Annotated in this window: 21 protein-coding genes and 1 pseudogene; 11 read left to right on the top strand and 11 right to left on the bottom strand. The window is 40.3% G+C overall.

The features are described 5' to 3' along the window. Positions 1–100: 100 nt before the first annotated feature. Both V7K61_RS06780 and V7K61_RS06785 read right to left on the bottom strand, forming a co-directional pair. A complete protein-coding gene (locus V7K61_RS06780; RefSeq protein WP_335052086.1) occupies positions 101–835 on the bottom strand; it encodes a TenA family transcriptional regulator in 735 nt (244 codons plus the stop codon). After that, positions 832–1,602, bottom strand: coding sequence for a class I SAM-dependent methyltransferase (locus V7K61_RS06785; protein ID WP_335052088.1), 771 nt, complete (start codon positions 1,600–1,602; stop codon positions 832–834). Before V7K61_RS06785 ends, V7K61_RS06780 begins: the two co-directional genes overlap by 4 nt. 497 nt (positions 1,603–2,099) lie before the next feature. On the opposite strand from V7K61_RS06785, the gene V7K61_RS06790 reads away from it, so the two are divergent. Continuing rightward, positions 2,100–3,104, top strand: coding sequence for a hypothetical protein (locus V7K61_RS06790; RefSeq protein ID WP_335052090.1), 1,005 nt, complete (start codon positions 2,100–2,102; stop codon positions 3,102–3,104). Positions 3,105–3,184: 80 nt separating this feature from the next. On the opposite strand, the gene V7K61_RS06795 is transcribed toward V7K61_RS06790, so the two are convergent. The 4 genes and pseudogenes from V7K61_RS06795 to V7K61_RS06810 all read right to left on the bottom strand — a co-directional run. Then, positions 3,185–3,391, bottom strand: coding sequence for a phycobilisome linker polypeptide (locus V7K61_RS06795; RefSeq protein WP_094349821.1), 207 nt, complete (start codon positions 3,389–3,391; stop codon positions 3,185–3,187). 222 nt (positions 3,392–3,613) lie between these two features. After that, entirely contained in the window at positions 3,614–4,102 is a 489-nt protein-coding gene (gene apcB, locus V7K61_RS06800; RefSeq protein ID WP_069068902.1) for an allophycocyanin subunit beta, read from the bottom strand. A 65-nt stretch (positions 4,103–4,167) separates the two neighbouring features. Further along, positions 4,168–4,656, bottom strand: a complete 489-nt coding sequence (gene apcA / locus V7K61_RS06805; RefSeq protein ID WP_099100538.1) for an allophycocyanin subunit alpha — start codon at positions 4,654–4,656, stop codon at positions 4,168–4,170. A gap of 398 nt (positions 4,657–5,054) precedes the next feature. Beyond that, positions 5,055–8,348, bottom strand: a pseudogene (locus tag V7K61_RS06810) (phycobilisome rod-core linker polypeptide); the annotation flags it as partial. A gap of 517 nt (positions 8,349–8,865) precedes the next feature. On the opposite strand from V7K61_RS06810, the gene V7K61_RS06815 reads away from it, so the two are divergent. Further along, positions 8,866–9,396, top strand: coding sequence for a hypothetical protein (locus V7K61_RS06815; protein WP_335052094.1), 531 nt, complete (start codon positions 8,866–8,868; stop codon positions 9,394–9,396). A gap of 159 nt (positions 9,397–9,555) precedes the next feature. On the opposite strand, the gene V7K61_RS06820 is transcribed toward V7K61_RS06815, so the two are convergent. Next, positions 9,556–10,323 carry a 2-phosphosulfolactate phosphatase gene (locus V7K61_RS06820; RefSeq protein ID WP_335052096.1) on the bottom strand — a complete coding sequence of 256 codons (768 nt, stop codon included), beginning with the start codon at positions 10,321–10,323 and terminating at the stop codon, positions 9,556–9,558. Positions 10,324–10,465: 142 nt separating this feature from the next. Here V7K61_RS06820 and V7K61_RS06825 point away from each other — a divergent pair, with 142 nt between their 5' ends. Together V7K61_RS06825 and V7K61_RS06830 are read left to right on the top strand one after the other, a co-directional pair. Beyond that, the gene (locus V7K61_RS06825; RefSeq protein WP_335052098.1) at positions 10,466–10,840 is read left to right on the top strand and encodes a hypothetical protein; all 375 of its coding nucleotides are present in this window, start codon (positions 10,466–10,468) and stop codon (positions 10,838–10,840) included. Further along, a complete protein-coding gene (locus V7K61_RS06830; RefSeq protein WP_335052100.1) occupies positions 10,837–11,259 on the top strand; it encodes a type II toxin-antitoxin system VapC family toxin in 423 nt (140 codons plus the stop codon). The genes V7K61_RS06825 and V7K61_RS06830 overlap by 4 nt, the downstream gene beginning before the upstream one ends. Before the next feature lie 153 nt (positions 11,260–11,412). On the opposite strand, the gene V7K61_RS06835 is transcribed toward V7K61_RS06830, so the two are convergent. The 3 genes from V7K61_RS06835 to V7K61_RS06845 are packed head-to-tail and all read right to left on the bottom strand — an operon-like array spanning position 11,413 to position 14,622. Next, entirely contained in the window at positions 11,413–11,937 is a 525-nt protein-coding gene (locus V7K61_RS06835; protein WP_335052102.1) for a hypothetical protein, read from the bottom strand. After that, a complete protein-coding gene (locus tag V7K61_RS06840; RefSeq protein ID WP_335052104.1) occupies positions 11,934–13,514 on the bottom strand; it encodes an LlaJI family restriction endonuclease in 1,581 nt (526 codons plus the stop codon). The genes V7K61_RS06835 and V7K61_RS06840 overlap by 4 nt, the downstream gene beginning before the upstream one ends. A gap of 52 nt (positions 13,515–13,566) precedes the next feature. Further along, on the bottom strand, positions 13,567–14,622 hold the full coding sequence (locus tag V7K61_RS06845) for a restriction endonuclease (RefSeq protein WP_335052106.1): 1,056 nt from the start codon (positions 14,620–14,622) through the stop codon (positions 13,567–13,569). A 159-nt stretch (positions 14,623–14,781) separates the two neighbouring features. Here V7K61_RS06845 and V7K61_RS06850 point away from each other — a divergent pair, with 159 nt between their 5' ends. After that, a complete protein-coding gene (locus tag V7K61_RS06850) occupies positions 14,782–15,963 on the top strand; it encodes a class I SAM-dependent methyltransferase (RefSeq protein WP_335052108.1) in 1,182 nt (393 codons plus the stop codon). 69 nt (positions 15,964–16,032) lie between these two features. Here the strand turns inward: V7K61_RS06850 and bioB are convergent, their stop codons facing one another. Then, entirely contained in the window at positions 16,033–17,040 is a 1,008-nt protein-coding gene (bioB, locus tag V7K61_RS06855; RefSeq protein ID WP_335052110.1) for a biotin synthase BioB, read from the bottom strand. A gap of 44 nt (positions 17,041–17,084) precedes the next feature. On the opposite strand from bioB, the gene V7K61_RS06860 reads away from it, so the two are divergent. The 6 genes from V7K61_RS06860 to V7K61_RS06885 form a co-directional block, all read left to right on the top strand. Beyond that, positions 17,085–17,267: a hypothetical protein gene (locus V7K61_RS06860; protein ID WP_335052112.1), complete on the top strand. Its 183-nt coding sequence runs from the start codon at positions 17,085–17,087 to the stop codon at positions 17,265–17,267. A 231-nt stretch (positions 17,268–17,498) separates the two neighbouring features. Next, positions 17,499–18,074 (top strand): GNAT family N-acetyltransferase, encoded by a 576-nt coding sequence (locus tag V7K61_RS06865; RefSeq protein ID WP_335052114.1) that lies wholly within the window; start codon positions 17,499–17,501, stop codon positions 18,072–18,074. Positions 18,075–18,462: 388 nt separating this feature from the next. Further along, complete coding sequence (locus tag V7K61_RS06870) at positions 18,463–18,918, top strand: hypothetical protein (protein WP_335052116.1); 456 nt, start codon at positions 18,463–18,465, stop codon at positions 18,916–18,918. A gap of 291 nt (positions 18,919–19,209) precedes the next feature. Beyond that, positions 19,210–19,380, top strand: a complete 171-nt coding sequence (locus tag V7K61_RS06875) for a hypothetical protein (protein ID WP_335052118.1) — start codon at positions 19,210–19,212, stop codon at positions 19,378–19,380. A gap of 161 nt (positions 19,381–19,541) precedes the next feature. Beyond that, complete coding sequence (locus tag V7K61_RS06880) at positions 19,542–20,999, top strand: protein adenylyltransferase SelO (RefSeq protein WP_335052120.1); 1,458 nt, start codon at positions 19,542–19,544, stop codon at positions 20,997–20,999. A 205-nt stretch (positions 21,000–21,204) separates the two neighbouring features. Next, positions 21,205–21,568 (top strand): transposase family protein (locus V7K61_RS06885; protein WP_335052122.1); only part of this gene is annotated, 364 nt, incomplete at its 3' end.

A 21,568-nucleotide genomic window follows, 5' to 3' on the forward strand; every position in this document is an offset into this window, starting at 1 on the left:
CACTTATTCGTTTTATCCAGATAGTTTTGAGTTTTTATAGTAAGGACTTTAGTCCTTACTACGAATTTCTTTACCCATCAATTTAACCTTGACAGATTAACTACAGGGATTCATCAAAAGGTAGCCATGAATCAGGATATAAGCTATATTTAGATATTTGACGCTGAATACCGTTAAAAAATTGGAGGCGGGCATCCATAGCTTCGGAAATAGCCAGCTTTATCTTAATATCTTCTTCATTCATGGTAATCTGAGGTTCAATCACTGCTGCTAGCTTCGCTGCATGACTGTCATCCACATCAATATGGACTTCAAAAAAGATCAGCGATTCTTTGGGTAAAGGAGTAGCGCCAACAATTCCTTTATATAGTTGCGTGTAGAGTGAGCTAACAATCCCTTCGGAAGCATAACAGACAGCACCGAGTGCAGCTAAATAGCCGTACTTATGTGGCATCTGCAAGTAGGTTTCAATAAGGGCGCGAGTTTCAGGTGCAGTGGGTAGTGATGCCAGAGTTTCGTCGTGGATACCAAGTGCACGGGTAAATTGACGAAATAATTCTGGGTGGGACTGAGTTATATCTCCCTGTCCCATTTCGTCAAATAGGTTTTCCAAGATGACTAACTGACTAGTTTCATCTTGGCAGCAAGACAAGATGCTAGCCAAAATACGATTAAATTCTTTGGAGAATTTGTACATCTGAACAGCTAGTACCTGTACGTCTGGTAAAAATAAATTTCCAGTCTGACAGCGAGTTAAGAACTCATGATTCCATAGAGGATGATTAATCGTTATTTCACGGAAGGAATTTCTAACTAAAGAAGATGTCTGTGTCATCGTAATATTTGTAGGGCTAGATGAAGGGGTTGATCAAGTAAGGGGCTAAAAAATGATTCATCTATTGCGATATGTTCTGGAGTTACACGCAATTCCTGTAAAACTGGCATCGTATTGAAGCCAGCAAATTTAAGAGCATTAAAGTAATCCTCAAGAGTTTTATGAATCAATTGCACATTTAGCCAAGAACCATCTCGTTTCCAAATACGACCAGGAAACTGCCGATCTCGCTTGCTGAAATAGCCTGTACCTTCAACTTGAAAATAAAACGGATATGCTGCCTCCCGCATATATGGAAAAGAGGGATGGGGAACACTGAATACAAATTGACCGCCTGGACGAAGAATGCGTGCAACTTCTGCCATGCATTCTTGAGTCTGAGCAATTGTCAAATAGTTAAATAAAAATACTGCAACAACTAAGTCAATTTCGCCATGATCAAACTGTTTGAGATTGGTAGCACATCCTACTTGATAGCTAATACCCAATCCATCTTCTATTTCTTGCAATTTTGCTGCTGCAATCATGCTTTCGGAAAGGTCTATTCCATGTACCCATGCAGCGCCACGTCGGCTTAGTTCTCGACTGCAATAACCTTCTCCACAACCGATATCAAGTACTCGCAACCCAGCAACAGGCTGACAAAGGTCTAGTACAAAAGGGCGGGCTGTAAAGTCTGATAAAGAAGTAGGTTCTCCTCTAATCCACTCTGATGCTGTGCGATTATATAAGTTTTTAGTTGAGTTTTTGTGATTCAGATTTGACATTTATTAGTATTGTTTTATACTTAACTTACGCTTACTTAATTTAGTCCGATCAGACTAAAATGCCTGAACATATATCATTTAATAATGAATCTGTTTTACTGATAAGGTTGATTTTACCGATTTTCGTTTGTTTGTCGATTTTGTGTTTAAAAACTAGCCTTTTCAGAGAGCAGCTACCCTGAAAATTGTCATCTTGTTAGTTTCTTTAAATATAAACAGCTAAATTATATTTAACTTCATGAACTTGTATTGTTACTTAGTTAACAGCAACTTCACATATAGATAGTTTGGCTTTTAAGCTCCAACTTCATCTATGCTTTATTAAACAAGTTAAAATTCACTCTTTTAATCAAGATAGGTAAGAGAAATAAAACAGTATATTTTACGAAGTATAAAGAGAATAACCTTGTTAATTTGTAATAGTCAGATCCGTTTTCAAACCGAAATGGCTTTGGATGCATAAGTTATTTAGCTAATTTAGAATAACGTTGGAAGAAATGATGTTAGAAGAACTGTTAGCAGAATCACCAGTGCGCGATCGCTTACAATATGAGCGTGCGATCGCATTTTCTGAGCTTGGCGATCGCCTTTTTGATGAGCTTGCCGATAAAATTGCTACAAGGCGACAGTACCGACTACTATTTGAACACACATTAAAGCCTGAGTTATTCCAACAAATTAGAATTGCTGCTGCGGGTTATATTTCAGCGTGTCTGAATAGTCCCATCATTCTTTCGGAAGCTGAAATGCTTGAACGACTGCTGGAAGCAAGAAGTACTTTGCCGAACTATACCGGCACAGGTCTTTTAATGCCCAAGCGAGAACACGTTTTGGCATTTAACCTCTTTCAAAAAAGCGTTGCAGAGGCTTTCTACCAACTAGGAGCGAATGACCTGATTGATGCAGTAGATTTACCAGTAAATCTCCGTATGGTCTACGGTAAAACTGACGCGAAGAAGTTGGGTTTGCCCTTTGCTAGCTCAAAATGCCATAGTGATGTCTGGGCAGGTGTTGCTGCTGATGCAACTGTAGTGGTTCTACCATTATTTGGCGACATCGATAATATCACTATCGAAGCAGGTGAAATGCCCCGCGAAATGGAATTACAGTCTATGCAAGTGATGTCAGACTTCGATGAAGGTCGGGATATTCCAATGGTTGTCTCCTACACAGAAGCACAACTACAACACGGCACAATGTACTTTAATGATGCCCGTGGATTGCATCAAACAGTAAGAAGGAAAACTGAAGGTTTGAGAATTTCAGTAGATTTCCGGTTCCGCAGGAAATTCAATGAAGCTTACCGGGCAATGGTAGCACCTAATATTGGTGGTATTGAAGAAGATATGAGCGTGCCCTATGAAGACTGGCTGAAGGTTGGAAAAGAAACGCTAATTGTGTTTGATGAAACTATTGAACAGGCTAAGAATAGACAGAATGCTGACGCTCCAGTTCCACTTTATACTCGCGGGTATCGGCTTTTAAATATGTTTAACTTTTGATTTGCAAAAATCCAAGCCACAAAAAAGAGGTCTTTCTCGACCTCTTACCAATTCCCTAAAATAATATTCTATTTACAGAATTACGACAAGCCAGTATTAGCACCTTGCTTACCAGTTGCCAGTTCCACCTTGATGATTGTGCCACCTGCTTTTTGAATACGTTGCTGTTCGCGGAACCAGTTTTCATAAGGAACTAGCTTAGTGAAGTAAGTATTTTGCAGTTCGCGTTGGGTACGAATTCGGGTTTGGCTAGGAACTAGAGCAGTAATTTTAAACAAACGGGACATATTTTGAAAATCTCCTGTATACCTTGTGAAAACTTTTTTATCTCAAAATCTTGAGTGCAAATCTTTTAATCATTCAAAGGCTGGAAATCAAACATCAATACTAGACCACCAACACTCATCACTGATAATTTACCAAGATAAGCAATATAACGTTCTAGCACTCACGGTTGATTTCCAGACCTTAATAAAGCCGCACCTAAATTCTTAAGCGCAAACTAGTTCTTAGCTTAAGCCAGAGGAGATATAGTCTAAGTAAACGCCCATTTCCTTACCAGCATCAGAACCTACCAAACTGGCGGTTACTTCTTTGATTGCTTGGATAGCTTGTACGGTAGCACCGACGGGAACGCCCAAGGAGTTGTAGGTTTCCTTCAAGCCATTGAGCACACGCTCATCTAGGATGGAAGGATCGCCAGCCAACATGGCGTAGGTAGCATAGCGGAGGTAGTAGTCCAAATCGCGGATGCAAGCAGCATAGCGGCGAGTGGTGTACATGTTGCCGCCTGGACGGGTGATGTCAGAGTATAGCAAAGATTTTGCTACAGCTTCTTTAACGATCGCAGCAGCGTTAGCGCTGATGGTGCTAGCAGCACGTACCCGTAGTTCGCCAGTAGCGAAGTAGCCTTTTAGCTTTTCTAAAGCAGAAGAGTCAAGGTATTTACCTTGAACGTCTGCGGAGTTAATGACAGCGGTAATTGCGTCTTGAGCCATGTTGTTAATTCCTTATTTCCAACCGTATTGCAATACTTCTGTTTAAGTAGGTAAACAGCTTTACCCTATCCTAGAAGGGCACCAACTAGGTAGTCGAAGTAGCCAGCGGCTTCACTAGCGTCATCACCAGAGAGCAATGATGTAGAGCCATTCTTCAGCCCACGGATACCTTCAGCAACACCATCGATAGGAGTTCCCAAAGACTTGTACAGTTCACGGGCACCAATAACACCAATTTCTTCGATGGGGGTGACATCACCAGCAACGATACCGTAGGTAACGAGGCGGAGGTAATAATCTAGGTCACGCAGACAAGTAGCAGTCAATTCTTGACCGTAAGCGTTACCACCAGGAGACACAACATCAGGACGCTTTTGGAACAGTTGATCGCCAGCTTGCTTAACGAGCCGTTCGCGATTTTCTGACAAAACTTGAGCAATCCGCACACGGCGCTCGCCACTTGCAACAAAGGACTTGATCCGATCTAACTCACCAGGGCTGAGGTAGCGGGCTTCTGCATCAGCATTCACGATAGCTTTCGTGACAATACTCATTAATGGATTCCTCCAATACGAATGAAACCAGGATTTGATTAAACTGGTGCGACTTTAAGTTTGGTTTACTGAGTTTGTTTTTTCGTCCTTTTAGACACAACAGTTTTACAACTGCTACGGCTAAAAAATTACGAGTTTGCTTGGGTCAACATAAGTACACAAGCTTTCAAACTCAGTTACCTTCCGCAAAACATTTTCCGGCATTCTGTTGAGCATTTATGACTGCTCTTAATACTTTGTAATATTGCTTTTCAGAATTTACTGTTTTAACTGCAATCTGAGAGCGGTATTACGAAAGGTTACGAAGGGGACAGGGGATAGGTTACAGGGGATAGGGAACAGTAAATAATCTGTACCCTATTCCCTAATTTCCTACTCCCTACTCCTTAATCAACTGCTACACTGCCGAGGTAGTTACCTACTGGCAAAGATGGGAAGCGGTTGTAAGGTACAACATCTTCACCGAAGTAGCGGCTATATTCTGGACTGTCAACTATTGCTTCTACAGCAGCTGACAAACCACTATCGACTAGCAGCTTGTTGTACTGGCCAATTTCTTCCTGAGTTGCGGGTGTACGCCCCAACAGATGGCGGAAGAGGAACTCAATCACCTTGGCATGAGGATAAGGTGATAAGAAGCGCTGGCGATAGATTTGGGAACTAGCTAGTTCACGCACAAACTCCCGCACGGAAATTTCACCATTTTGGAGTTTGCTATCTAGGTCAGTGCGACGGAAATTATCGGGCACTTCACCGCTAAATACATCCAATACTTGACGATAAATGGCGTTGATTGCCTGTTGTTTTTCGTCTTGGTTGGTGTTTTCTGTTAAACGGTAAATACGTGCATGTTTACGCACACCCACTTCCACGGTTTGTCCGCTAGCATCGTTATAGGAACGACCTAGTTCAGCAAAGGATGGCTTACCATTTGTTTGGGCTGCGATATCTGCGATCGCTTGTACCAAAAGCGGTGTATCGTTACTAACCCCGACACGGGTTTGTACTGGCTTAAAGCTTGGTACAACCACGTCATCGTTTTGCTTGGTCAGCTGGTTGTAAAGCTTTTCCGTATTCGGGAAGTTTGCCGCCGGGAGGGTCGGGAAGCGACGGTAAGGCACCGTATCTTCACCAAACACCTGGTTATATTCCACACTATCTACCAAAGCACCAATAAAGGCACGAATACCTTGAGTAGCCAAAATCTGGTTATACTTGCGGATTTCTGCTTGGTCTAGTGGCGCACGTCCCAAGAAGTGTTTGGTTCCCAACTCAATCACTTTGGTGTTGGGGTAAGGTGTGTAGAACTCTTTCAGGTAGAGGTTAGAGTAACCTAAACCTTCAATAAATTCCTTCACACTAATTTCGCCGTTCCCCAGCTTGCTTTCCCATTTGGTAAATTCGTTTTTGGCGATGTATGGTGCAATATCCCGCTCAAAAATCTGACGATACGCAGCACTAATCAAAGTTTTGACTGCAACTTTGTCGCTGGTATTGGCCACAAGCTTGAAGATTTTGGTCTGTTCCCGTTGCTTGCTAACACCTTGGTTAATGCGGAACTGAATATCTGGTTCTGACCGCTTTTCTGTCACTGTACCCAGTGTCACAAAGCTCGGTGTTACTTCCTTCTTGACTTGAGTACCGATATCTTCGCCAATGCTACCAACACGTAATTGTCGCCCGGATACACCACCAGGAGTCAAATACCGTTCGTAAGGAATTGTATCTTCACCAAATGCTTCGCTGTATTCTACGCTGTTAATAATGGCATCAACGACCGCGTAAAAGCCCTGTTTAGCAGCGATATCAAAGTACTTGTTGATTTCTTGACGACCATAAGTCGGACGACCCAACAAGCGGCGGTGAATATACTCGATCGCTTTACAAACATACAGCGATGACCAGTACAGATTGCGGAACACATCTGACTTAGCCAAAGCACGGATAAACTCTCGTACCGAGATGTCGCCGTTTTCCAGTTTGATTTCCAATACCTTCGGGCGCTGACCTTCGTAAAGATCGCGACCGAAAACTTGTAGGTAAGCAGCTTTAATCAATGCTTGCGTGGAGCTTTCGGAGAATCTGACGCTAGAATTTTTGGCAGCCTTTTTACCTCTAGTGCCAGGCAGCTGGTCTAACTTGAATACCTTAGGCCCAAGAGTACCAGGAGCTTCACCCCGCGCCCTGGGATTACTATTTTGGTTATTAATCCCTGCCCCTTGGTGAATTAGGATGCGTTTGGTATCCTTGCCAAAAGGAGCCGGACTGGTACTGGGGTTGCGAGTTTCTTTCGGGAAAATCGCCCCAAACTGAATTTCCAAGGGGTCATTACCAGAACCGTAGGGATGTTGATCTGGTAACGGTTGCTCGTAAGCCGCAAATGTGGTAATGAACTGAGGTATCTTGCGGAAAGGCGCACTGTAGTTAAACAGGTCTTGCTGCGGCCCCCAGTTGCGACATTCTTGTGCTTCTTGACCCAGACCCCGCAGGTAGGGTACTGTTTCTTCACCAAAATAGTCGCTGTATTCAGCAGAATCTACTAAGGCATCTACTAAAGCTGGTAGACCACCCTTAGAAATAATCGAGAAGTATTTTTGTACTTCTTCGCGGCTACTTGGTCCCCGTCCTAGAATGTGACGGAAAGCTAGTTCGATGACTCGGCTGTTAATAAAAGGCTGGTAAAACTGTTTTTGGTAAAGGGGAGATTTAGCTAAACGACGGACAAACTCTTTCACAGAGATGTCGCCATTCTTCACCTTGGATTCCAGGTCAGATATGGATAAGCTATAAGCACGGGTAATGTCGCGCTCAAAGATTTGCCGATATGCGGCCTTGATTACCTCATTTTTTTCGGTGGCTGATAACCCAGTCTTCAAGACAAACTTGGGACGACGTTCTGCGGCATTAAAGTAAATTTGCGGCAGTTGTAACCCTTGTTGGTCGCCAGATGGGCGTTGGCGAACTTTATTTGAAGGTGTGGCTGCTTTGAATTCTGTTAACAAAACATCCATGTACTGAGACACAATTTCTGTAGCCTCAGCATCGTTGCGGAAAAATGAAAGTGCCCCAGCTTTGATTTCTTGCAAAGCTACTAGCGTTGCTTCACCAGAGCAGGCATTTTCAATGATTTCCCGTAAACCCCTTGTATTCACCGCTATGATGTTGGGGTCGCCAGCAACGATCGCATAAGTAGCGTAGCGCAAGAACCAGGATAAATCCCGCAAGCTCTTGGCCATGTTGCTTGGCCCATAACGAGCAATGTTAATTGGTCTGAAACCTGCGGGTGTCGGGCCGCTAGGGGATGAATTAAAGATTGAACGTAAATTTTCTAGGAACCCACCACGACTTTCAACGTAGGTTACGGTTCCTAGTCTGAGGTCTTCTCTAGCATCTTTACCACCACCAGCGGTTACTAGTTCTGCTTCTCTGGGCTTTTCTAAAAAAGCCATTGGCGAACCACCGACAAAAATCCGGTTGGCAGCGCGAGACACAATAATCTCGGCATTGTCTGTCAGCGTCTGAGAAATTTCTAGACGCTTTGCACCAGATGCAAAATAGCTTGCTAGTTCATTTAATTCACCATTTCCCAAGAAGCGGTCTTGCTGCTCTGCTTGGATAATCGTGGATACAGTTAGGGTTTGATATAGTTGCGGACGCGCAACCGAGCTTCCACCACTCGCCTTAACACTCATCGGATTTGTAAAACTCCCATCATAAGCGTTTATATGTTAAGTCTGGATTGTTTTGAGGCTTGACACATCGGTGTGTCTATGCTTTATGAGCTTGAGAGTATTGCCTGCAAAACTGCCAGTAAATTAACCCAGTTAGCTTTTAGATTAGAACGTTTTGCGTTCTCAAGGCGGATTTATTAAGAAGTATGTAGAACCTTATATCTTGAATGCCTCTAGTCTTAAAAGTGCATACCCTGGTTTGCCTGAGATAAAGTCTAAGTTTTGTAACTAAGTAGTATGGAAACTGTCTACTGGTTTCTTTTTTATTTAAACGCCAAGGTAAGCGCAGAGGCTTACAGAGAATCCGCTAGGAATTAATGAAATGTTGTACTTAGTTACTGGACAGTAGTCATGAGTCGATGTTAAGTTGTTTTTGCTACTAAAGACTTCATATTTATAATTGACACCGCACTGAAATAAATTCCTAATTTGTGGCGGTTGAATCTGTAAATACCAATTTATATACAGGGGAAATACTATGCAGAGAAGTTTTAAATTTAACTATTTATTCAATGCTACCCTAACTGCGATCGCAGTTATTTTGGCTGTCACTCCGGCAAATGCGCTTCCAGAACAAAACATCAGCAGCGTTGTCAAGTGGGCAAAGAGCAGACCTCAACTACCAACACTAAGATACAACAGCGAAGCCCACGGCTACGAGGGTACAAAGGGAAATTTATACTTTTATGCTGATGTCACTTCTCAAAGTGGGACAGTAACTAAAGAAGGTATAACTGTTAGTGGTGATAAACGCCTCAAATTCACCACAAAAAATGCCAATGCAGTGAAATTGTTACAAAATATTTATAATTCTAATATTGGCAATGATTTCCAGAAGTCCCGATATATCACCAAAGTTGGACGTGACCAGTTTTATCGTGGACAAAAGTTTGCTTACATTGCAGCTGAAGTACAAGGTGGGTCATCATTGCAGATAATTCCCTTGAATAAGTTACAAGAGTTTATAGATAATGCCAAATATTGCCAAACCAATCAATGCGACGTTTAACTAATTCGTAATTCGTAATTCGTAATTCGTAGTTTTTGAGTTTAATTCTCTTTATCTACGAGACGCTACGCGTAGCTTGCTTCCCCAAAGGGGTACGTCTACGTCTATAGGTGGCGCTTTTTTTGCAGTCGAGGTCTAAATCAACTTATTTAACAGTCTTTAATTACGAATTATTTTAATATAAGCATTATCAGTAAATAAAGGCACGCAATCACTTACGTTATAGGCGGCGGACAGTTCAACATCTGATTCAAAACCTTTTTCAATCAACTCTTTACCCGAACTGCATTTTTTCAAGTACCCCAATAAATCTTGCTGGAAAGCTTGAAATGTTGTCACAGCGACTTCGGCTTCTGGTGATAGACTGCCCTGTAAATGACTCAGAATTGCCCCAGCACCAATCAAATCTTCAAATGCAGGACGTAAGCTACCATCTTCTTTCCACCTCTCACCGGCAGGAATGACAGCGATTTTATCACCATAATTTTGAGCAAACTGCGCTACAGCTTGGCAATTTCGCAAGCAACCAGCCAAAGTTGGTGTATTCCCTGTATGTAAAGTCAGAAAAGAACCATTGGGTGACGGTAAAACTAGTCTGGTTCCAGCAGGAATCTGAGCCACCGATTTTGGTGAGAGAGAATATCCACTTATTGTCCAACGTTGTCTATGACTTGCCAATTCTGCTTGCACTGACTTGGCATAATCTATCACAGATTCATCTCTCATTGCGTAGGGAAAAATTATTGCGCCGTTGTTGGTGGCAATTTCTACACAAGTAGAAAAAGAGAGAATATCAACTATTACAATTACATCACTGATGGGAGCGAGTTGAGCAACTCCTTGTATACCCCACTCACAGCGTAAATCAAACTCTGATTGGTTGTAAATCATTGGTGCGATCGCAAAAGACAATATGATAAAAATCAAACCATAGATAAGTAAGGCAGTGTAAATTCTTAAAGGTTTGTAGTCATCTACGAAACGCTACGCTAACACGTACAAACTCTCAAGTTAGCAGTAAGTAGGTCAGCAGTTATAATCAATATAAAACTTCCAGGTTGAAAATATTATGAATTTAACTGTAAAAACTTATCCTAACAATACTGTACCCAAGTTAAATTATGATGTGCTGATTGAAAATAAACCAGATGGTGGAGTTAGTGCGACAGTGCTAGGCTTACCAGATTTTAAAGGCTCTGGTGTAACTAAAGAAGAAGCACTAGAAAAACTAATTCAACTTTTACAAGAGCGAAAACCAGAAATAGTGACTTTGGAAATTGAACCTCCCCAAACCGAACATCCTTGGATGAAATTTGCGGGTATGTTCAAGGATGATCCGCAATTTGACGAGATGCTGGCATATATAGAAGCTGATCGCCGTGAACTTGACTCACAAATGGAGGAATATTATCGACAACTTGATGCAGAGGATGAAACTAAGTGACTTTATGGATACTTGATACGGATCACGTCTCACTTTTTCAACAGCGACATCCAGTTGTCACGCAGCGTATCAATGCAGTTAATTCTGAAGAGATTGCCATAACGATAATTACAGTTGAAGAACAACTGCGTGGGAGGTTTAATGTAATTAGAAAGGCTTCCTCATCTGAGGCATTGGTATTAGCTTACGCCAAGTTACAGGCTACTTTAGAGTTTTTCAAAAACGTGCGATCGCTAGCATTTGACGAGTATGCTATTAATTCTTACGAAGACTTGATTCGCCAAAGAATCCGCATTGGTACTCAAGATTTACGTATTGCGACAATTACGTTGTCGTTAAATGGTATTTTAGTAAGCCGCAATCGGAAGGATTTTGAGAAAGTTCCTAATTTGCGTTTAGAAGATTGGACTATATCTTAATTTTTATCAAGGCTAAATTGACCGAAATATTATAATCAATATAAAAATTTCAAGCTTAAGATATTGTGAATTTAGCTGTGATAACTACCTCTCTAACAACTGCACATTCCACAATAAATATATTAACCAAGGATGATTTAGATGCAATTTCAATTATGTTTTTATTTGTTTAGCTATATCTAATATTTCTTTAAGTGTAAAGTAAATATAGTAAAATACTGGCATTCTATTTATTTCTATAATACCATATTTTCGACTTTTCACGTCTTTAGAAGACAGTTTATGTTCATACCCATACCCACGGTAATTTGGAGGAAGATTTGCTACTTGAATAGGAGTGCATTTTTCATCAAAAGTTATGCTCCATTTAATTTTTAATTCTAATTTACCATCAGAGCCTCGTTCTAAGTCATGGAATAAGTTTTCATAAAAATAGCTTATTTTTACTTTGTTGGAATCTTGAAAATCTTTTTCTGTAATAAGTTTGGAATACGATAATTGAGTTCTGATGACACCAGCGGGATATATTTTTTGGAAAAATTCATCTACTTGCATAAATATATAATTCTCTATAGCCTTCTTTTGCCCATCGTTAGCAAATGAAATAAACGGAACGTAAGCGCTCTCAAACTCCGCATCTCCTGAAAAAGTTCCTATTATACTTTTCTTAAAATTCATAAATTATCTTCTAGATAAATAGTTTGTATTAAAGAGAAGTTTGCCCTAAAGACTGTTATACCTTTAAGGTTTAGCTCTGGTTCCAATTCCCCCAATGGATCAGATGGTACTACCTCATAATAATAGGGAATAAAAAACTCGTTTGCGGAAATATTATGTGTTTTTTGTAGAGCATATTCGTATGTAAGTTGCTTAACTAGATCATCCCTATACTTGTTGACCCACTTTGGAAATCCCTTATTATTGTAAAACTCCAGTGGTAAATTTTTATAATCAATTATTTTTATAGTTTTACCCTCCTTAAAGTTGTAGTCTACTGTTGTAGCTTTAGCTTCTAAAACTAAATCAGGACGAATAAAACGACGTTTAATTTTACTTTGTTTTTCAATCTCATTGGATCTAGAGGATAAATTTCCGATTCTCTCATTTAAATCAAATTCAATACAAAACAGTTCGTCCCATTCAAATTTTTCTGCTTTTTCTGCGACTTTCCCTGAATTCTTGGAAATTCTCAAGGTTTTGCAGTAAACCCATTGATTCCAGTATGCAGTTCCACCATTAGCTTTGCGGTTTCCGACTCGATTTTTATCTTCTCCTTCTCTTTTTGAGTTCTGATAACCTTTCAGAGGTATGTCCGTATCTGCATAGCAAATTTCGTCGCGGTGTTCTTTAAAGAAATAGGTGTTGCACATATCCTCCCAAATTAGGGAAAATCCATGCACTCCCCAGAATTCACCATCACCTTGCTCAGGATTTATCTCACCGTAGAGGAATGTTTCAATAGCTTCGTAAATTCCCCAATAGTCAGCATCCTTGTAGTAAGTATTTTTCTCTATGTTATCTAGCGCTTCTTTGAGAATACTAATAGTCTCTTCAAAGGTATCTTTGCCAAAAATAGATTGGTTACTAGTGAGATAATCTTCCTTAAAGCGTTGGGCAAGAAAGCGGATATCTTGACTGCGTGCTTTAATGTTATCCGGCACATCGCTATTTAACTGCTCTATAATCTCATCTAAAATATAGCAATACAGATTTACAAGATCAGTGCTTTCATAGCGTACCGTAGAACGCGGCAGATCCATCGCCTCAACATAGATTACATCGTTATTTAGATTGTCTTTTAGATAAATAGCCCGATCTAGATACTTGTGAATTTGAGAATATTCGATGTCTTCACTACGTCTAACTTTCTTTTGAACCGAGTTGATCGCCAGTTCATCGTAGGCTTCCAGAACCCGCTCAATCATTTTAATCTTACTGTAGAGTACACAAACATCTCCTTCTTCTGTTTGGATCTTGACTCCACCAGATGAAAGAGTTGTCTGATCCTGCTCTTGTTGAAAATCAGGTTTATTTATGTTGAATCGTTTGTTGTCTAAATTATCGGCTTCAAACTTACGAAAGGTGCGATACATTTTGAAAAATAAATTTCGTACTGCATCGAAGTCACCTTCTGGGAAATTATCAAAGCCATTGGGCAGACAAAACTCGAAGTTACCTTCCAATGTAGACTTGCGAATACCAATGAAAAAATCGTTAGTGTTTTTGACTATATTAAGCCTTGAAAAGTCAAACATGGAACGTTAAACATAGAGGCTAGTGTTTCAAATTTAAATTATGACACCCAAATCAATCAGCAAGGTTCATTATATTTTTAATTAAAGTATTATGTAGTTTAGTGAAATCTCCAAAAGTCACAAGATTATCTTTTGTTACCTTCAGAAGATCCACTAGTGGCTTTTTATCACGATTAAAAACACTGTCCCACAAAAAGAACATTAGTTTATTCTGTATCTGTTCAGCAGTTACAGGCTGTTTGATGAAATAATAGCCGATTTGCTTGTCTTCAATTCCTCGAATTGAGGCATGATGGCTTTTGATAAAGTTATTTAGGTTTTTAATAAGCTTTTTCCATTCATTCTCATCTAAAATTCCTCCTTTTCCATACGTCGCCGTATTAGGCTTACTCTCATCCCAGTTCACAAATTCCCAATCCCAGCGACGTTTGAATGCACTGTCCATGAAATAAATTGAGTTATCAGAAGTATTCATGGTAGCGAGGATAGAAAGATTAGGCGGAATTCTGATAATCTTATTTACTAAATCAAACCTTAAAAATTCAATTTTCTTTTGTAATGTCTCTAATTTAGCAACTCCATCGTAAGGTTGTAATCTGTACTCATTGATATTTCCTCTTTCATCGTAACCAAACTTTGTTCCGATTAATTCTAATAACTTTAAAAATTCGATATCGGTTAGATTAATTCCATAACTTGACCAACCATCTTCATTTATATCTAAAAGTTGAAAAGCAGTACCAAATATAGCTGAGGAATTACCTCTATTAATTTCATCAATTACAAGAGCAACATTTTCTGGTTGGTTGAGTTGTTTACCCTCTTTATCATAGGCTTCCTTAATATTTTTATAAGCTCGAGATAGTGCTTTTAAAAAATGTCCTTCATAATAGTTGTATTCTACTTTCCCTGATCTCATCGTGATTGGTACTAATTTACCCATAAAATCCCCATAAGTATATTCTGGGTGAAAAACTGTTTTGATAATGTTTTCAGGATGAGTGGATTCATCTATACCTAAGTAGTTAGGGATAATCTCGGAAACAATTCTGTGGCTTTTGCCAGTTCCGGGACTCCCGAAGAGAATTTTATGAATGGGTTTATTCATTATTGCTGACATTTCAGAAGTAACCAGTTGTTAACGCTGGATGTAAAATTTATACAACAAACCAGTTTAACTCAACTTGCTGCAAACGGGTGGTAAAACTTCTTGGCTGTGAGCAACAAATATTCGATAAACTCAGAATTCCCCCAAGATTTACTTACCATGTCAGATTCCCAAACTGTTAGTGCTGCTGTTGCCAAACTCTACAATACCTACCCCTTTCCGCCAGAAGCTCTGTTGGATGAACCACCCCCAGGCTACAACTGGCGCTGGAATTGGCTAGCTGCTCATAACTTCTGTACAGGTCAAAAACCTCAAAAGCAAGATATTCGGATTTTAGATGCAGGTTGCGGTACTGGTGTGGGTACGGAGTACCTGGTTCACCTCAATCCCCAGGCTTCTGTTGTGGGAATTGACCTCAGCACAGGCGCTTTAGCTGTAGCCAAAGAACGTTGTCAGCGTTCAGGGGCTACCCGCGTTGAATTTCATCACCTCAGTTTGTTTGATGTGGAACAGTTGCCGGGTGAGTTTGATTTAATTAACTGTGTTGGCGTTTTGCACCATACCCCCGATCCCATTCGCGGTATTCAAGCTTTGGCAAAGAAGTTAGCTCCAGGCGGCTTAATGCACATTTTTGTGTATGGAGAATTGGGGCGCTGGGAAATTCAACTCATGCAAAAAGCGATCGCACTTATTCAAGGTGACAAAAAAGGCGACTACCGCGATGGTGTGCAAGTCGGGCGACAAATATTTGCTTCATTACCAGAAAATAACCGAATTGTCAAATACGATAAACAACGTTGGTCGCTAGAAAACAACAAGGATGAATACTTTGCTGATATGTACGTTCATCCCCAGGAAATTGACTACAACATTGAAACGCTGTTTGAATTAATTGATGCTTCGGGATTGGAATTTATTGGTTTCTCGAATCCGAGTTTCTGGGATTTAGAGAGACTTTTGGGTAAAGCACCAGAGTTAGTAGAACGGGCAAAAGAATTGAGCGATCGCCAGCTTTATCGCCTGATAGAATTATTAGACCCAGAAGTAACTCATTACGAGTTTTTCCTCGGTCGTCCTCCTTTAATCAAAGCGGACTGGTCAGAAGATAACGTATTACTGGCAGCGATTCCCGAACTGAATCCTTGTCTTGAGGGATTTCCCAGTCAATGTTTCTTTAATTACGATTACCAGATAGTTAATTTATCTGTAGCAGAGTTTGAGTTTATGCAAAGATGTGATGGTAATTTCACAGTTGCAGACATATTGACAAATGTAGAACTGGGATTGGATGGGGTAAGAACCCTTTTGCAACAGCAGTTGATTTTATTGACAGCTGCTTAGGGAATTCAAGTAAAAATATCCAATTATTTATTGTGGGATAGCCGAAAGGCCCATCCCACAATCAGATATTTACCCTACAACAACCGAACTTGCTACCTTCTCCTGTCTTTGGGAAGGCGGACGCATTCCCAAACCAAGTAAATTCAGCATTTCTCGGTCAGTATCGTAATCTGGACAGGGAGTTGTTACTGTCAACATCTTGTTATCATCGCTAGAAAAGATAGAATTGGCTCCTGCCATAAAGCAGAAAGCTTGCTCAACTTGAGAAAGTCTCGCCCTCCCCGCGCTAAGACGCACATCTGAAGCTGGCATTAAAATCCTGGCTGTGGCAATCATCCGCACAATATCCCAAATGGGAACATCAGGCTGATTTTCTAAAGGTGTGCCCGGTACTTGTGAAAGAATATTAATCGGCACGGACTCTGGATGTGGATGTAAATTTGCCAGAGTTTGTAACATCCCAACCCGGTCATCAACAGTTTCGCCCAAACCCAAGATGCCACCGGAACAGACAGTAACATTTGTCTGACGGACATTCTCAATTGTGTTCAAGCGATCGCCATAAGTCCTTGTGGTAATAATTGTGCTGTAATATTCCTGCGAGGTATCTAAGTTATGGTTGTAGGCATAAAGTCCCGCTTCTGCCAATTTCCTAGCTTGATTTGCCGTCAACATACCCAGAGTGCAGCACACTTCTAAACCCATTGCAGTCACATCCTTAACCATTTCCAGGACTTCCTCAAATTGTGAGTTATCCCGCACTTCGCGCCAAGCAGCACCCATGCAGATGCGACTAACACCAGTTTCTTTAGCTTTCTGAGCGATGTTAACTACTGTTTCTTTTTCTAGGAGTGCTTGCGCCTTTACCTCTGTTTTATAGCGAGAAGATTGGGCGCAGTAGCTACAATCTTCTGGACAACCTCCCGTTTTGATAGATATAAGCTTACAAACTTGTATTTTTGTTGGGTCATGATATTGGCGATGCACGCTAGCAGCTTGATAAATAAGCTCTAGCAATGGCGTGTTGTATATCGCCCGAATCTCTAATTCCTGCCAATCGTAGCGTATTCCCACCACATCACTATCCTTCTTGTAGACTGGGTTAAATCTTGAGCTGTCTTTTGCTTAAATCTGCTGCGGTACAGCCTTTGGGCAAAGCTATTTATATCGAAGTTGTACCCTGGACTGTGCTTTATCACCCATTGGCTCTCAATCCTTCCGCTCTAGATATTAGACATCAGCTTATCAAGATTTTGGTTGAATGGCAGATTAAGAGCAAAAATACTCACCCCATCTTTGTGTAAAGGGCATTGGGTATACATATATCTTTTGTCATGCTGGTCAAGAGTTCAAAGTCTATATAAAATCAGTTAATTGACCTCTGACCGTTGACAAACTTTATGAAAAAACTATGACACTTGCGTAAGCCCTGATAATGAGACAGCTAATCTAACTGCTGCTAAACCGCAGTTTATGAGAGAATTTATAAAATTTAGAGAATATTCTCAGAAGAGATCCCGCCGATTAAGTAATTTATGATATCAGAACTGCCAATAATTGCAAGCGATCGCCTATTATTACGAGCAGCGATCCATGAAGATATACCCCAAATTCTCAAATACTTTATAGATAACAAAACTTATCTCACTCCATTTTACCCTCTTTGGGCTGATGGTTTTTTCACTGAAGAATATTGGCAATATCAGATAGAGAATAGTTTTCTAGAATTTATCAATGGGCAATCGTTAAAACTATTTATTTTTACCAAAAAAAATCCTACCGTAGTGATTGGAACAGTCAATTTTAGTAATTTTGTCCGAGGAGCCGCTCATTTTTGCTATGTGGGATATAGCCTTGCTGAAAATAAACAAGGTAGAGGCTATATGACAGAGGGGTTAAAATCCGCAACTCAATATCTATTTGAAGAGTTAAATTTTCACCGAGTTATGGCTAATTATATGCCTCACAATCGGCGCAGTGGTAATGTACTCAAAAGACTCGGTTTTGTCGTTGAAGGATACGCTAGAGACTATTTGTTAATTAATGGGCAATGGGAAGATCATATTTTGACAAGTCTGACAAATCCTCATTGGAAAATACCTAACTTTTAAAACATACTGAGAACTTTCTCAAGATTTTTGTTTTAATTTATCGACTATACTCATTGAAATATTAATTCATTTATCATTGCCATTTAAAAACCTTATTTAGTCAATCCAAATCAATATGTAAATGAGGCTTAAATGTCACTCAAATACTTATTTTATTTAGTCATTTATGCCCAGATTACAGCTATTCGCAATACTATAATATTGAAATCGGAATGAATTTAATATATCAATTGTGAATATCTACAAATTCATAGTAAATTCATAATAACTACACAACAACTCCACAAGCAAATGCAATAGTAATATTTGTTCACTACCAGGCTTAGTTATTAAAGTTAGCTTTAGCCGATGTGTCCAATTTTCTTAAATAGTTGAGGAGTCTTTTAAAATGCTCATTAATTCTAGAAAGTGCTTATCTGTCTTTTCGACTATCTTCGCTTTTGCTACCATCTTAAACGGAGTTGTCTTGGCAGCACCAGGCCTAAATTCTGCCACTACACCAGCCTTAAAAACTCAGATTAGTGCTGGATCACACCAGCCAATCAAACTCACACAGCAACAGCGGCTACAAATCCAAGTTGCTCGCCAGCAAAGAGATAAAGATATTGAGGCTCTATTAAACCCGTCCCAAGATACTAAATTTAAGGCGGCACTGCAATCCCGTCAGAGAATCAGAATAGTGTTAAAATCTTTGGATCTGAATCAAGATCAACAGAAACAGGTTCAATCAATTTTGCAAGCTTATAACCTGCAAGTGAAAAAAATTCTAGCTTCACAGGTATCACAAACAACATCAAAGCCAGTAGGAATTGCTGCACCACCATCAGAACCAATTAAAAAATAAAAAATCAGCTTTATTTAATTAAGATTAAGTTTCGGAAGACTGGCGGATTTTATCCAAACTTCGGGTGAGCCAGTCTTATTTTTTTAATTGTAAAACTTTATTTATTCTAAAAGAAGGCAAGAGCAAAGGATTATAAATGAAAACTTTAGTTTTGAATCATTCGCTTTAAAATAAGAATTGTCTCGACCTGAAAGTATCATAAAATACAAAAGAGTCAGTGCAGTCTTCTTCTTTAGCGCTAGCTTCTCCTTTTGGGAGAAGGGAAGACGCTTGTCCCTGGATTTCTCACAAGTGAGAAATCCAAGGGGTGTGGGAGGATGGGGAAGAAGTCTTACCCCCCACACTCCCCACACTCCCCACACTCCCCACACTCCCCACACTCCTCTTCCCCTGAAGCCTACACTATGCGTGAGAAATCCGGGTTGTCGTAGGATGTCCGAAGGGCTTCGTACTTGCTTCTAATTCCACGCTTTTAAAGGTGGGTTACTCCTGCTTCCTGAAGCGTTCCAGATTTTGATAATGGCGCTGCCATATTTTAGAGATGGGTTGCTTTTTGCGTCTATGCTGATGATGCTGAAGCCAGAGGTAGTATTAAAGGAAGAATGAATTAAGCTTTGCTCGTAATGACTCTGGCTGAAACCCCAAACTACAAGAATTCTAGCAATCCTTTTCTCACCCTCAACTACGAAACCGCTTTAGAATCTCTAGGCGGCGACTACTACGATGAGGTTGCAGCGGCAGAATTTCCTCAACACCTCCTGCGTTGGCGTAACGATGAACTATTACCCCGTTTTGGTCTAGACCCCCAAGTAGTCAAAGACGAAGATTTCATCGCAGCCTTTGGTCAATTTCAGGGACGCAAACCCTTGTTGGCACTGCGTTACCACGGCTATCAATTTGGTGAATATAACGGACAGTTGGGTGATGGTAGAGGCTTTCTCTACGGGCAAGTACGTGCCAATGATGGCAAATTATACGATTTTGGCACTAAAGGTTCTGGGAGAACGCCCTACTCCCGTGGTGGCGATGGTATGCTCACGCTCAAAGGCGGGGTGCGGGAAGTTCTGGCTGCGGAAGCATTGCACTACTTGGGTGTACGTACTTCGCGCTGTCTGAGTATGATTGAAACAGGTTTACCACTTTGGCGGGGCGATGAACCTTCGCCTACCCGTTCATCTGTGATGATTAGGATGAGCAGTTCTCATATTCGGTTTGGCACTTTTGAGCGACTGCACTATTTCCAGCGTCCAGATTTAACTAAGAAGCTGTTAGACCACGTAATTGAGCAGTATTATCGACACTTAAATGCTGAAGAAGATAAATATGCCCTGTTTTACGCCGAATTAGTTAAACGGGTTGCAGAACTAGTCGCGCAGTGGATGGCGGCTGGCTTTTGTCATGGAGTCTTGAATACTGACAATATGTCGATTACAGGAGAGAGTTTTGATTATGGACCTTTCGCATTTATCCCTAATTATAACCCCTACTTTATAGCTGCATATTTTGACTATTCTGGACGCTACTGTTACGGTAATCAACCAAGTATTTGTCAGTTGAATTTACAAATGCTCCAAGAACCTTTAAAGGCGATTATTGATAAAGCCGAAATGGAGTCTGGATTAGCTAGGTTTGATGAATATTATCAAGCTGAATACAGTTCTTTGATGTTGAAAAAGTTGGGTTTTATGGAGTTGGCACATCCACAAGCTCAAGAACTCTTGAATCTAACGATTGAATTTTTGAAAGTGAGCCAAGTTGGTTATCACCAATTCTTTTATGAGATGGTTCGCACTTTTTCATCGAAATGGCGAGATGAACCAGGTTTTGTAATGAATGGTTCCGATATTGTACCAGTACCGGGTGCGTCAGCAATTTTTGATGATTGGTGCATACTATACCATCAAATTTTGAATGATTTTGATAGCGATCGCACCGATATAATTGCCCAAACTCTAGCTGTTAATAATCCGAAAACGGTATTATTAAGACCAGTAATTGAGTCTATTTGGGAAGCAATTGCCCAGGAAGATAATTGGCAACCTTTTTATGACTTAATCAAAGCAATTCAGTCTAGGAAATAGTCAATTTACAGCTATTTTCTTTTGAATATGGTACTTCTCGTTTGTAGGCAATACACTCTGACCTCTCTCCAAACCTCTCTCCTTTTAGGAGAGAGGCTTTGAGGCTTACTCCCCTTCCCTTGTAGGGAAGCAGGGTGGTTTCATACAAAGAAAGAAAAATAATAATGATTTGTAGAGGGTGGAGAAAAATTGATAGATAAAAAGTATGAATCTCATCGAACAATTGCAGCAAATCCCAGACTATCGGCACATTCGGGGACGAAGACATGAATTCTGGTTGGTATTATTGCTGATCTTATTGGGAGCAATGACTGGGTATTGGGGCTACCGACCATTGGAAGATTTTACCAGAGTACACAGACAAAGCTTGATTGAACTGTTAAACCTAGATGAGACAATCAAGTTTCCATCCTACTCAACGTTCCGACGAGTACTGAAAACATTAGATTTTCAACCATTCACCGACTTATTCAATAATTGGGCATCGGTTTTTGTTCCACCAATACCAGGAGAAAGATTGGCAATAGATGGTAAAGGCATTCGTTGCACAGTCACAGATTACAGTCAGT

The sequence above is a fragment of the Nostoc sp. genome (assembly GCF_036918015.1).
Classification (GTDB): Bacteria; Cyanobacteriota; Cyanobacteriia; order Cyanobacteriales; family Nostocaceae; genus Nostoc.